Here is a 12,495-nt window from a genome sequence, read left to right as displayed (position 1 = left end):
CCTCTTCCATCCGGTCGGGCTCGATCGAGGCGGAATTCACGGTGATGAACGGCCCCGCCGCACGGGTCGAGAACTGATGGATATAGCGCGCGGCCATCTCCTTGCCCGAGCCCGGCTCGCCCGTCAGCATCACCCGGCCGTTGGACTTGGTGACCTTGTCGAGCTGATCCTTCAGCCGCCGGAACGCCGCCGAGTCACCGATCATCTCGCCCGAAGACATGTCGCGGCGCTTCAGCGTCGAGTTCTCGCGCCGCAGCCGCGCCGTCTCCATCGCGCGCGAGATCACCACCATCAGCTGGTCGATGTTGAAGGGCTTCTCGATAAAGTCGTAAGCGCCCTGCTTGATCGCCGCCACCGCGATCTCGATATTGCCGTGGCCCGAGATGATGATCACCGGCACGTCCGGGTTGTCGCGCTTGACGGTCTTGAGGATGTCGATCCCGTCCATCTTGCTGTCCTTCAGCCAGATATCGAGGATCATCAGCGCCGGTTCCTGGGCGTTGATCTCGTCCATGCATTCGTTGGAATTCGCCGCGAGGCGTGTCTTGAAGCCTTCGTCGCGCAGGATGTCGGCGATCAGCTCGCGGATGTCTTTCTCGTCGTCGACGATCAGAATGTCGCTCATGTCACTTCCCCGGGGGCTTCGCCCCTCTCCTTGATGGCTCTGAGCGCTGCTCGGGCGCGTGGGAGCCTGATTTCGGCGAGCGCCCCGCGATGGGCACCCTCTGCAAAGGCGGGCGCATCGCTCAGGGTCAGCGTTCCACCATGTTCCTCAATGATCTTCTTGACGATGGGAAGGCCCAGCCCGGTGCCTTTCTCGCGCGTCGTCACGTAAGGCTCGAACAGCCGCGAGCGGTCGGGCGGCAGGCCGATCCCGTTATCCGCGATATGGATCGTCACATGCTCGGGCGCGACCTGCATATCGAGGCGAACCTCGGGCGCGAAGCCTTCTTCCACGTTGCCTTTTTCCGTATAGGATTCAATCGCTTCGCCAGCATTCTTCACAAGGTTCGTCACCGCTTGCGAGATCATCGTCGCGTCCAGCTCGACGATCACCGGCTCACTCGGGACATCCGTCACCAGCTTCGCGCCATGCAGGCTGTCTTGCTGCAAGGTCGCGGCGTCGCGCACGAGCTGTGCCAGATCGTGATCGGCGCGGTCGGGTTCCGGCATCCGGGCGAAGCGCGAGAATTCATCAACAATGCGCCGCAAGTCATTGGTTTGCCGCACAATCACGCCGGTGAGCTGATTGAGCGTTTCAAGATCTTCGCCCTCGGTCATCTTGCCGAATTTGCGCTTGATCCGCTCCGCCGAGAGCTGGATCGGCGTGAGCGGGTTCTTGATCTCATGCGCGATGCGCCGCGCCACGTCGCCCCATGCCGCCATCCGCTGCGCCGAGACCAGATCGGTCACATCCTCGAAGGCCACCACGTAGCCCTCGGGCGTGCCCAGATCGTTGCGGCGCACCGCCATGCGCACCAGAAGGCTCTCCAGCCGTCCGCCCCGCGAGACCCGGATTTCCTCTTGCGCGACTTCGTTAAGACCGTCCTGCAAGCGATTGTAAAGCCCGACGAATTCCGGAACGGCGGTGGCGAGATCGCGGGCATTGTCACGCGTGCTATCGAGCGCCAGCAAGGTCATCGCCGCCCGGTTCACGAAGTCTATCCGCCCGTCCGCATCCAGCCCGATCACCCCGGAAGTCACCGAAGACAGCACGGAATCGAACATCCGCCGACGCTCCTCGGTCTCGCGGTGGTTCTCGATCAGGGCCATGCGCTGCCCCTTCAGCTGCCCGGTCATCCGGTTGAACGCCTCGCCGAGGGTCGCGATTTCGTCGTCGCCCTCGGCCTCGATGACCCGCGCATCCAGATCGCCCGAGCCGACGCGCTCTGCCGCAGCGGCAAGCCGCCCGATGGGGCGCGACAGGCGCTCGGCGAACCACAGCCCCATCCAGAGCGCGGCGAGGATTAGGATCAGCGCAAAGCCGAAATAGAGCAGCCCGAACTCAAAGATCACCCGGCCGCGTGCGCTCTCCAGTTGCTGATAGAGCGTCACCGTCTCGCGCGTTTTATCGAGCAGCGCGAGGATCTGCCCGTCTACCTTGCGCGAGATATAGAGATAGCGGTCCACGAAGGCGTCGAGCCGGATCAGCGCGCGCAGTTCCGAGTTCGGCCAATCCTCGATCAGCACCGTCTCTCCCTTCTGCGCCTCGACGATGTCGCGCGGAGAAGGCTCTTCGTAATCAAAGAGATAGGAACGATCCCCGCGGGCTACGATCCGGCCCGTGCCGTCGATCACATAGGCCTCTTTCACGCCGCGCTGGATGCCCGCCTGCCCGGTGATCAGCAATTCGCGCAGTTCGCCATCCGACATGAAGGTCGAGGCCTGCCGCCGCAGATTGAGGAAATTCGCGAGCGCCCGGCTATCCTGCACAAGATCACGCTTATGCTCGGACTGATAGGCCTCGGCGGCCTGAAGCGACGTGCCCACGACCGAGCGCACGCGATCCGAGAACCAGCCCTCGAGACCGATATTCACCGTGAGGAACGCGAAGACCGCGACGAGGATCGTCGGCACCAGCGCGATGCCCGCGAAAACGCCCGTCAGGCGCAGGGTCAGCCGCGATCCGGCGGAGTGGGCGCGTCTTGCGGCAATGATCTGCACCAGCCGCATCAGGATCAGACCGGCGAGCAACAGGAAATAGACGAAATCGGCGAGCAGGATCAGGCGCAGCGCGGTGCTGTCCGCCCCCTGTCCCAAGGGCCCGAGGACTATGAAGGTCGCAATCGCGAGCGCCGGGCCCAGCACGACCAGACCGAAGGTAAACAGGTTGCGCACCCGCTTCTGGCGACGAAAGCGCGCCAAACGGTCCCAGCCTGAGCGATATGCCGTGCTGCCCTGCACTAATGCCCCCTCATTCCAGACCGTGGCTCGCGAATCCGTGTGAACGGAAAAGCCACAGCCCCCTGTTGCGGGTTTACATCAGTTTGCGGCGGCGTGTCACCTGAATATCAAGATCGGTGATCTTTTTACGCAACGTATTGCGGTTGATGCCGAGCAGATCGGCACATCTGGCCTGGTTGCCACCGGTCGCATCGAGCGCAATTTCGATCAGCGGCGCCTCCATTTCCTTCAAAATCCGGTCGTAAAGGCCCGGCGGCGGCAGCGTGCCGCCGTGAAGGTCGAAATAGCGCCGCAGGTGCCGCGCGATGGAGGCCGAGAGCTTCTCGCCCTCGCCGCCTTGGCGCAGCGGCTCGATCGCGGGCTGGTTGCCCAGCACGAATTCCGCCTCAGCGCGGGTGATTTCTTCCTCGGGCGAGGTCACCGCGAGACGGCGGATCGTGTTCTCCAGCTGGCGCACGTTGCCGGGCCAGGAATAGGCGCGCACGAGTTGCAGCGCCTCCGGCGTGAAGCGGCGCAAACCCAGCCCGTCGCGCTCGGCGCGGGCAAGGAAATGCTCGGCCAGAAGCGGGATATCCTCGACCCGCTCGCGCAGGCTCGGCACGTTCAGCGTCACGCCGCCGAGCCGGTAAAACAGGTCCTGACGGAACTTGCCCGCCTCCATCAGCCCCGCGAGGTCGATTTGTGTCGTCGCCATGATCCGCGGTGCGGGATCAGGAAGCGCGTCGAGCATCCGCACGATCCGCGCCTGCGTGTCGTCGTCGTAATCGCCAACCTCATCGAATACGAGCGAGCCGCCCTTGGCCTTCGCGACCAGCGCCGCCGGGCCGTCCGCGCCCTGCAGATCGCCCGCCTGCGCCACCACGAAGGGCAGCGTACGGCGATCCGAAAAGTCGTGAATAGCCTTCGCGATCAAGGACTTGCCGGTGCCGCTTTCACCCGCGATAAGCACCGCGAGATCGGCATTCATCACCCGTGCGACAAGCCGATAGAGCTCCTGCATCGCCGGCGTCCGCCCGACGAGAGGCAGATCGCCCGCATCGCCGCCGCCTTCGATCTCGCGCGGGGCGATCGGGCTACGGCGCTTCTGCTCCAGCGCCTTTTGCGCGCGCTTCATCAGGTCCGGCAGATCGAACGGTTTGGGCAGATAGTCGTAAGCCTCGGCCTCGGCTGCCTGGATCGCGGTCATGATCGTGTTCTGCGCCGAGATCACGATGACCGGCAGGCCCGGACGTTCCTCGGAGATCTTCGGCAGCGCCTCCAGCCCGTTTCCGTCAGGCATGATCACGTCCGAGATCACAAGATCGCCTTTGCCCTCTTCGACCCAACGCATCAGCGTCACCAGCGAAGCCGTGGCATGAACCTTACAGCCCGCCCGGGTCAGGGCCTGGGTCAGAACGGTGCGGATTGTGCGATCGTCATCCGCGACAAGTACGGTGCCGTCCATGGATCAGGCCTCCTTTGGCGCAACGGGAAGTGAAATGCGAAACCGGGTCTTCCCCGGGACCGAGTCGAGCGTGACCCAGCCGTCGTGATCGTTGATGATCTTCGAGACAAGCGCGAGACCAAGCCCCGTGCCGTTCTCGCGGCCCGAAACGAAGGGCTCGAAGATCTCGTTGGAAATTTCCGGCGGGATGCCGGGGCCGTCGTCGATGATCTCGATCTGCAGCGGCAGAGGCTGCCCCGATCCATCGGCGCGACGCAGACGCAAGCTGTGTTCGTAGAAGGTCCGGATCTTGATTTCTCCATTCCCTTCCGAGGCTTCTGCGGCGTTCTTCAACAGGTTCAGGAAGACTTGAGTCAATTGATCCGCATCGCCCAGTGTCGGCGGCAGCGAGGGATCGTAATCCTCCTTGATCGTCATATGCGCACCGAAGCCGACGCCTGCGGATTTGCGCGCGCGGTCGAGCACGTCATGGATATTGACCGGCTTCTTCTCGGGCGCGCGGACGTTTCCGAACTGTTCGACCTGTTCGAGCAGCTTCACGATCCGGCGCGTCTCGTCGACGATTAAGTCCGTCAATTCAAGGTCTTCGCCGGACAAGTTCATGCTCAGAAGCTGGGCCGCCCCGGCGATCCCGGCAAGCGGGTTCTTGATCTCATGGGCCAGCATCTCCGCCATGCCGATGGCCGAGCGCGCCGCCGATTTCACGAGGCTTGCGCGGCCCAGCCGATCAGCCAGCTCGCGCGGCTCGATCAGCAGCAGCACCCGGTCGGGGTCTTCGCCGACAGGGGCGGCTTGCAGATTGCATTGCACCGGGGCTTTCTCGCCCGTCGTCAGCTCGACATCGTTAACGAAGAGCGAGGCGCGGTTCTTCCGCACCCGGTAGAAGATTTCCTCCAAAGGTGCGGAAATCGCGAGTCTTTCGCCGATCGCCTTACCTCTCAGCGCCTTGGCGGAGAGGTTAAGGAACAGCTCGGCGGCCGGGTTCACCTCGTCGACAAGATCGTCGCCGTCGATCAGCAAAGCCGGGGTCGGAAGCGAGGTCCAGATGATGCCGGGGGCCGGAAGGTTCATGCGGCGCACCTTTCCCCGAAAGCGCGCTCGATCAGCGCCAGTGTGGCCTCCGGCGTCTGGCTGACCATCATCTCGGCGCGCAGAGGCGCATTCGCCGCCTCGCAATACCAGCCCAGATGCTTGCGCGCGAGACGCAGCCCGAGATCGCGTCCATAGAAACTCAAGATCGCCTCGTAATGCTCTGAAATATAATCGCAAAGCGCATTCCCATAAGGAACCTGCGGCTTCGGCGATCCGAAGATTTCGTGCCCGATTTCAGCCAGCCGCCATGGCGCGCCCTGCGCCCCGCGACCGACCATCACACCTGCCGCGCCCGATTGTGCAAGCGCTGCGCGTGCGGAATTCGCATCGACCACGTCGCCATTGGCGATCACCGGGATCGACACCGCGTCGACCGTCTCGGCAATCGCGGCCCAATCGGCGCTGCCCTTGTAGAACTGCATCCGCGTGCGGCCATGCACGACGATCATTTTCACGCCCGCAGCCTCGGCCCGGCGCGCGATTTCGGCCGCGTTATGCGTATCGTCACACCAACCCAGCCGCATCTTAAGCGTCACCGGCAGGTCGACCGCGCCCACCGTCGCCTCGATCAGCCGCAGCGCATGATCGGGATCGCGCATCAGCGCCGAGCCCGAGGCCCCGCCCGTCACCTTCTTGGCCGGGCACCCCATATTGATGTCGATGATCCGCGCGCCCATGTCGGCGACCATCTTCGCGGCCTCCGCCATCGGTTCGGGCTCGCGCCCGGCGAGCTGCACCGAGGTCGGCAGTTCCAGCCCCATCTCGACCCGCGCTTTCGCGCGCACCGAGGGTTTCGCGGTCAGCATCTCTCCCGAGGCCACCATCTCGGACACGACGAGACCCGCGCCGAAACGCGCCACCATCCGCCGGAACGGAAGGTCGGTGATCCCGGCCATGGGCGCGAGAAAGACCGGAGGGGTCAATGTGATGTCGTCGAGAACCAAAATCTTCGGCACGGAGGTGTCCTGTCACTCGTCTTCCTTCGAATTAGGCGTTTGACCAAAGAATCACAATTGCGTCCACCCCTTTTTAGGTGGGAAAATCAGCAACCGCCTATTTTTTAATCACCCAACTGTGGCCAGTTGTCACATCGCGCGACGTATCGCGTCCAGCGGCACCGATTGCGCAGAGCCGCGTCTTCGCCTAAGCCCTTGGGCGATCAGGGAGCCGCCATGAGCAACGCCATCATCATCGTCGCCGCCGGGCGTGGCACCCGCGCTGGCGGAGAAACCCCGAAGCAATGGCAGAGCCTCGCGGGGCAGCCGGTGCTGGCCCATACCGTTGCCGCTTTCAAAGGCATCGGGCGGATCGTGGTCGTTCTGCATCCCGAGGACATGACGCGCGGCATCGCGCAGTTTCAGGGCGAAGTCGCGCTTTGTGCGGGCGGTTCTACTCGCGATGCCTCGGTGCGCAATGCGCTGGAGATGCTCGAGGGCTCGGGCGTAGAGAAGGTGCTGATCCATGACGGCGCGCGCCCGCTGGTCAGCCGCGCGGTGATCGACGGCGTGCTCGAGGCGCTCGACAGCGCACAGGCGGCAGCGCCCGCCCTGCCCGTGTCGGATGCGCTCTGGATCGGCGAGAACGGTCAGGTCACCGGCACGCAGGATCGCAGCGGGCTCTACCGCGCGCAGACCCCGCAGGGCTTCGATTTCGACGCGATCCTCAGTGCGCACCGCGCCCATCCGGGCGGGGCTGCCGATGACGTGGAAGTGGCCCGCGCGGCCGGTCTTTCGGTTGCGATCACGCGCGGCTCGGAAGACAATCTGAAGATCACCTACCCGGAGGATTTCGCCCGGGCCGAGAGACTGTTGGGAGACAAGATGGATATCCGTTTGGGCCATGGGTACGACGTGCACGCGTTCGAGCCGGGCGATCATGTGACGCTCTGCGGGGTCGCGGTGCCGCATGACAAGAAGCTCAAGGGTCATTCCGATGCCGATGTGGGCATGCACGCGCTGACCGATGCGATCTACGGCGCGCTGGCCGAGGGCGATATCGGGCGGCATTTCCCGCCGTCGGAACCGCAATGGAAGGGTGCCGCGTCGAAGATATTCCTCGACCACGCCGTAAAACTGGCCGAGACGCGGGGCTTTCGTCTGGGCAATGCCGATGTGACGCTGATCTGCGAGCGCCCGAAGATCGGCCCGCATGCCGCTGAAATGGCGCAGGCTCTCGCCCGCATCATCGGGATCGAGCCGGGCCGCATCTCGGTCAAGGCCACCACCTCCGAGCGTCTGGGCTTCACCGGGCGCGAGGAAGGCATCGCCGCCATCGCCACTGCCACATTGATCAAGGAGTAACCCCATGCTGCGCGCCATCAACACGGTCGGATTTGTCGGCTTGCTGAAACCCGCGCCGGGCACCTGGGGGTCGCTGGTGGCGGTGCTGGTCGGCTGGGCGATCGAGCATTGGCTGGGCTTCCTCCCGCTGGTGATCGCCACCATCGCGGTCACCGCGCTCGGCTTCTGGTCGGTGCGCGCCCAGCTGGGCGACAGCAAAGACGACCCCTCCGAGATCGTCATCGACGAGGTGGCGGGCCAATGGGTCGCGCTCCTCTTCCCGGCCTTCGGCTTCTGGCAGCGCGGCCTCTCAACCGGCGTCGATCTGCATATGGTCTGGCCCGGCCCGGTCGCAGCGTTCCTGCTGTTTCGGCTGTTCGACATCTGGAAGCCGTGGCTCGTGGGCCGCGCCGATCGCCGCCATGACGCGACGGGCGTAATGCTCGACGATATCTGGGCCGGGGTCTTCGCCGGGATCGTGTCGATCATCCTCGCAGGCCTCTACCACATCGTCTTTCTGGGCATGATGGGATGAGCCGCGCGTCGGACGTTCTCGACGCCTGCAAGGCGCGCGGCCTGATGGTCGCGACCGCCGAGAGCTGCACCGGAGGGATGGTCGCCGCAGCCCTCACCGATATTCCGGGATCGTCGGCGGTCGTGGAGCGCGGCTTCGTCACCTACACCAATGACGCCAAACGCGAGATGCTGGGCGTCAGCGCGGAAAGCCTCGACGCCCATGGCGCGGTCTCCGAGCCGGTCGCGCGCGAGATGGCCGAGGGCGCGCTGAGCCACTCCCACGCCCAGATCGCGGTCGCGATCACCGGCATCGCGGGCCCCGGCGGGTCGGAGTTCAAACCCGAGGGCCGCGTCTGTTTCGGCCTCGCGCGCGAGGGCGCCGAAACCCAAGTGGAGACCGTCGAATTCGGCGCGCTCGGGCGCGACAAGGTACGCGAAGCGGCCCGCGATCACGCGCTCGCTCTGCTGCTGTCGGCGGCGCAAGGCTGACTCCAAACCGCCCACGTCATAAGCATATGCACCCTGCATCGCCCATTTTTCACGCAGTTACAAAAGTGACGCGCGAATAGGCGGGTTTTGCGCAAAATGTCTCTTTATTGCGCGCCGCGCTTATGGCCCCTGCCCTCCAGAGGGAATTTCGAGGAGGATTTGTCCAGATGGAAGCGGGGATGAACGCGGCCGATACCGCGTGGATCATGGTAGCGACGGCGCTGGTTTTGCTGATGACGCTGCCGGGGCTGGCGCTGTTTTACGGCGGGCTCGTGCGGGCGCGCAACGTGCTGTCGATCTTCATGCAATGTTTCTCGATCGCGGCGCTGATGAGCGTGCTGTGGCTGCTGTTCGGCTATTCGATCGCCTTCGGCGACGCCAATGGCTATTGGGGCGGCTTGGGTAAATTCGCGCTGCTGGGCATCACGCCGGACACGCTGTCGGGCTCGATCCCCGAGATCGTCTTCTTCGCCTTCCAGATGACCTTCGCGATCATCACCCCCGCGCTGATCGTCGGCGCCTTCGTGGAGCGGATCAACTATGGCTTCGTGATGGTCTTCACCGGTCTCTGGATGCTGCTGATCTACGCGCCCGTCGCGCATTGGATCTGGGGCGGTGGCATCATGTCCGATGGCGGCATCTGGGGCGCGGTCGGCACCAAGGACTTCGCGGGCGGCATCGTGGTGCACGAAACCGCAGGCCTCGCAGCCCTCGTGCTGGCGCTGATGATCGGCCCGCGCGTGAAGCGCACCACGCCGCCGCATAACCCCGGCATGGTCGCGATGGGCGCAGGCCTGCTCTGGGTCGGCTGGTTCGGCTTCAACGGCGGCTCGGAACTGGCGGCCGATGGCGTAGCCGGCATGGCGATCACCGTCACCCATATCTCCGCTGCAGCCGCCTCGCTCAGCTGGGCGCTGTGGGAGCGCATCAAGTTCGGCCGCGCGTCGATGGTGGGCCTCGTGACCGGCACGATCGCGGGTCTGGCCTCGATCACCCCGGCCTCAGGCTTCGTCGGTCCGATCGAAGCGCTGGTGATCGGCTTCGCCGCCGGGATCATCTGTCAGGAATTCGTCGTGCTGATCCGAGAGAAGCTGCATGTCGATGACAGCCTCGACGTCTTCGCGGTCCACGGCGTGGGCGGCATCTTCGGCACGATCATGATCGCGGTCTTCGGCCATGGGTCGTTCGTGGCGCAACTCGGCGCGCTGGCCGTGGTCGGCGTGTTCACCGTCGCGGGCAGCTGGGTTCTGGCGATGCTGGTGCGTCTGGTCTTCCCGCTGCGCGTGAGCGACGAGCACGAGACCAACGGGCTGGACCTCTCCACCCATGGCGAGCGCGCCTATGACATGAACTCCTGATCGCAGGGGCTTGACCCGAAATGGAAAAGGCCGCCCCGACGGGCGGCCTTTTTCGTGGCACCAGAGGCGCGATGCCCTCAGCCCTTCGGCCCGTACAGCTCCTCGGCGCGCTTCTCGAAGGCGCGCACGATCCGCTGCATCGCCTCGTTGAAGACGACCCCGATCACGCCCTGCAGGATCGCGTTCTTGAACTCGAAATCGACATGGAAATCGACCTCGCAGGAGCCGTCGTCGCGATCGGACATGCGCCAATGGCTGTGCATGTATTTGAACGGCCCGTCGAGATATTCGGTCTCGATATGATGCTCGTCGGGATGCAGCACCACGCGCGAGCCGAACTTCTCGCGGAACACTTTGAACGAGATCACCAGATCGGCCAGCATCAGGATCGAGCCGTCCGGGCGTTCCTCGCGCGAGCGCACGCGGGCTGCCGAATTCCACGGCAGGAATTTCGGATAGCTCCCCACATCGGCCACCAGATCGTAGATCTGTTGCGCGCTATAGGGCATGACCCGGTTCTCGTGATGCTTAGGCATGTCTCTCCCGTTTTCTTGCGCCTCTTGATGCGCTAAAGCTAAGCCCGAGTTCAAGCCCTACAACCCGTTTCGAGGCCCGACATCATGACGCAGCGCCCCTATGTGATCGACCAGATGATTTCGGCCAAGCAGATCGCGGCCCGGGTCGAAGAATTGGCCGCCGAGATCACCCGGACCTTCAAGGGCACCGACAAGCTGGTCGTCGTGGGGCTCTTGCGCGGTTCCTTCGTGTTCATCGCCGATCTGGTGCGCGAGATCGACCTGCCGGTTGAAGTCGATTTTCTTGAGGCGTCGAGCTACGGCGACGCGATGACCAGCTCGCGCGAGGTGCGCATCCTCAAGGACCTGCGCGCAGGGATCGAAGGCCGCGACGTTCTGGTGGTCGAGGATATCGTCGATACCGGCTTCACGCTGCACCACGTCATGGGGATGCTGCGCGCCCGCAAACCGGGGCGGATCGAATGCTGTGCGCTGCTCGACAAACCCTCGCGGCGCGAGGTCGATGTGCGCGCGACCTGGACGGGTTTCGAGATCCCCGACGAATTCGTCGTGGGCTACGGGATCGACTTCGCGCAGCGCAATCGCAACCTGCCCTTCATCGGCAAGGTGCGCTTCACCGAGGATGCTTCGTGAATTACACGTGGCTGCTGCGCATGGCGCGGTGGGCACGACGCCCGCCGTCGATGACGCAGGTGAAGATCGTGGCCGTCGTGGCGCTGGCCGTGATCGCAATCGTGGTGATTGAAAAGCTGGGATATTGGCCGGACTGGGCGACGGTGAACCCGCGCGCCCTTCGCGCGCCCAGACCTTAAAGTCGCGGCCTCTCTTCGGGCTTGCAAAAGTATCCCGGTGGGCTCGCGAAGCGAGCGGGGGCAGAGCCCCCGCCACGCCAGTTTTACAGCGACGAAATGCGCAGCAGACGCGCGATCTCGCCGACGATGCCGCGGCGGAACAGCAGCACGCAGGCGATGAAGGTGCCGCCGATCACGACCTGCACCCACGAGCCGATTCCCGACAGGAAGTGCTGCAGCGTGACCACGATGAACGCGCCCACGACCGGGCCGAAGATCGTGCCCATGCCGCCCAAGAGCGTCATCAGGATCACCTCGCCCGACATCTGCCAATGCGCGTCGGTCAGCGAGGCGAACTGGAACACCAGCGCCTTGGTCGAGCCCGCAAGCCCGGCCAGACCCGCCGAGAGCACGAAGGCCAGCAGCTTGAATCGGTCCACGTTATAGCCCAGCGACAGCGCGCGCGGCTCGTTCTCGCGGATCGCCTGCAGCACCTGACCGAAGGGCGAATGCACGATGCGGTAGATCGCGAGGAAGCCGACGATGAAGACGGCCGCCACGAAGTAATACATCGTGATCGGATCGCTGAGGTTGAAGATGCCCAGCAGGTTGCCGCGCGGGATGCCCTGCAACCCGTCCTCGCCCCCGGTGAAGGGCATTTGCAGCGCGAAGAAATACACGATCTGCGCGAGCGCGAGCGTGATCATCGCGAAGTAGATGCCCTGCCGACGGATCGCGAGCGAGCCCACGACCCAGCCCATCGCAGCCGCTGCAAGCGTGCCCGCGATGATGCCGAGGATCGGCGGGAAGCCCCAGACCTTCAGCACATGGCCCGCCACATAGGCCGCGCCCCCGAAGAAGGCGGCATGGCCGAAGCTGAGAAGGCCGGTGAAGCCGATCAGCAGGTTGAAGGCGGCTGCGAACAGCGCGAAGCACAGCAACTGCATCACGAAGACCGGGTAGAGGAAGAAGGGGGCGACTGCGAGGAAGCCCAGCAGCACCACCCAGAACACCGCCTGCACCATGCGGCCGCGCTTATGGGTCTCGGGGCTGACGTCGTCCTGTTCGAATTCGCCGATTTCGCTC

13 protein-coding genes are annotated in these 12,495 nt (G+C 64.5%); 6 read left to right on the top strand and 7 right to left on the bottom strand.

Annotated features, from left to right (window positions below; all coding sequences use genetic code 11):
• The 5 genes from B3D39_RS19475 to dusB all read right to left on the bottom strand — a co-directional run.
• On the bottom strand, positions 1 to 625 hold a 625-nt coding region (locus tag B3D39_RS19475; RefSeq protein ID WP_274963529.1), incomplete at its 3' end, for a sigma-54-dependent transcriptional regulator.
• Positions 622 to 2,865, bottom strand: a complete 2,244-nt coding sequence (locus B3D39_RS19470) for a sensor histidine kinase NtrY-like (protein ID WP_274963528.1) — start codon at positions 2,863 to 2,865, stop codon at positions 622 to 624. The genes B3D39_RS19470 and B3D39_RS19475, both read right to left, overlap by 4 nt.
• Before the next feature lie 112 nt (positions 2,866 to 2,977).
• Entirely contained in the window at positions 2,978 to 4,348 is a 1,371-nt protein-coding gene (locus B3D39_RS19465; protein ID WP_078520785.1) for a response regulator, read from the bottom strand.
• A 3-nt stretch (positions 4,349 to 4,351) separates the two neighbouring features.
• On the bottom strand, positions 4,352 to 5,419 hold the full coding sequence (locus tag B3D39_RS19460) for a two-component system sensor histidine kinase NtrB (RefSeq protein WP_078540791.1): 1,068 nt from the start codon (positions 5,417 to 5,419) through the stop codon (positions 4,352 to 4,354).
• The gene (gene dusB / locus B3D39_RS19455; RefSeq protein ID WP_414718041.1) at positions 5,416 to 6,336 is read right to left on the bottom strand and encodes a tRNA dihydrouridine synthase DusB; all 921 of its coding nucleotides are present in this window, start codon (positions 6,334 to 6,336) and stop codon (positions 5,416 to 5,418) included. Before dusB ends, B3D39_RS19460 begins: the two co-directional genes overlap by 4 nt.
• A gap of 276 nt (positions 6,337 to 6,612) precedes the next feature.
• Between dusB and B3D39_RS19450 the strand changes: the two genes are divergently transcribed.
• The 4 genes from B3D39_RS19450 (at position 6,613) to B3D39_RS19435 (ending at position 10,082) form a co-directional block, all read left to right on the top strand.
• Positions 6,613 to 7,740 (top strand): bifunctional 2-C-methyl-D-erythritol 4-phosphate cytidylyltransferase/2-C-methyl-D-erythritol 2,4-cyclodiphosphate synthase, encoded by a 1,128-nt coding sequence (locus B3D39_RS19450; RefSeq protein WP_274963526.1) that lies wholly within the window; start codon positions 6,613 to 6,615, stop codon positions 7,738 to 7,740.
• Between the two features lie 4 nt (positions 7,741 to 7,744).
• Positions 7,745 to 8,254: a phosphatidylglycerophosphatase A family protein gene (locus tag B3D39_RS19445; protein ID WP_274963525.1), complete on the top strand. Its 510-nt coding sequence runs from the start codon at positions 7,745 to 7,747 to the stop codon at positions 8,252 to 8,254.
• Positions 8,251 to 8,724, top strand: a complete 474-nt coding sequence (locus tag B3D39_RS19440; RefSeq protein WP_274963524.1) for a CinA family protein — start codon at positions 8,251 to 8,253, stop codon at positions 8,722 to 8,724. Before B3D39_RS19445 ends, B3D39_RS19440 begins: the two co-directional genes overlap by 4 nt.
• A 179-nt stretch (positions 8,725 to 8,903) precedes the next feature.
• Positions 8,904 to 10,082, top strand: a complete 1,179-nt coding sequence (locus B3D39_RS19435) for an ammonium transporter (protein WP_078550701.1) — start codon at positions 8,904 to 8,906, stop codon at positions 10,080 to 10,082.
• Positions 10,083 to 10,159: 77 nt separating this feature from the next.
• Here the strand turns inward: B3D39_RS19435 and B3D39_RS19430 are convergent, their stop codons facing one another.
• A complete protein-coding gene (locus B3D39_RS19430) occupies positions 10,160 to 10,618 on the bottom strand; it encodes a type II toxin-antitoxin system RatA family toxin (protein ID WP_078520790.1) in 459 nt (152 codons plus the stop codon).
• 84 nt (positions 10,619 to 10,702) lie between these two features.
• On the opposite strand from B3D39_RS19430, the gene hpt reads away from it, so the two are divergent.
• Both hpt and B3D39_RS19420 read left to right on the top strand, forming a co-directional pair.
• The gene (gene hpt / locus B3D39_RS19425) at positions 10,703 to 11,251 is read left to right on the top strand and encodes a hypoxanthine phosphoribosyltransferase (protein WP_078520791.1); all 549 of its coding nucleotides are present in this window, start codon (positions 10,703 to 10,705) and stop codon (positions 11,249 to 11,251) included.
• A complete protein-coding gene (locus tag B3D39_RS19420) occupies positions 11,248 to 11,430 on the top strand; it encodes a hypothetical protein (RefSeq protein ID WP_078550189.1) in 183 nt (60 codons plus the stop codon). The genes hpt and B3D39_RS19420 overlap by 4 nt, the downstream gene beginning before the upstream one ends.
• An 83-nt stretch (positions 11,431 to 11,513) precedes the next feature.
• Here B3D39_RS19420 and B3D39_RS19415 read toward each other — a convergent pair whose 3' ends face one another.
• A complete protein-coding gene (locus tag B3D39_RS19415) occupies positions 11,514 to 12,434 on the bottom strand; it encodes a branched-chain amino acid ABC transporter permease (RefSeq protein ID WP_078521040.1) in 921 nt (306 codons plus the stop codon).
• Positions 12,435 to 12,495: the final 61 nt, after the last annotated feature.

The organism is Thioclava sp. UBA3469 (assembly GCF_002378135.1).
In the GTDB taxonomy this organism is placed as follows: Bacteria; Pseudomonadota; Alphaproteobacteria; order Rhodobacterales; family Rhodobacteraceae; genus Thioclava; species Thioclava sediminum.
This window is presented reverse-complemented; position numbering and strand designations above follow the sequence as displayed.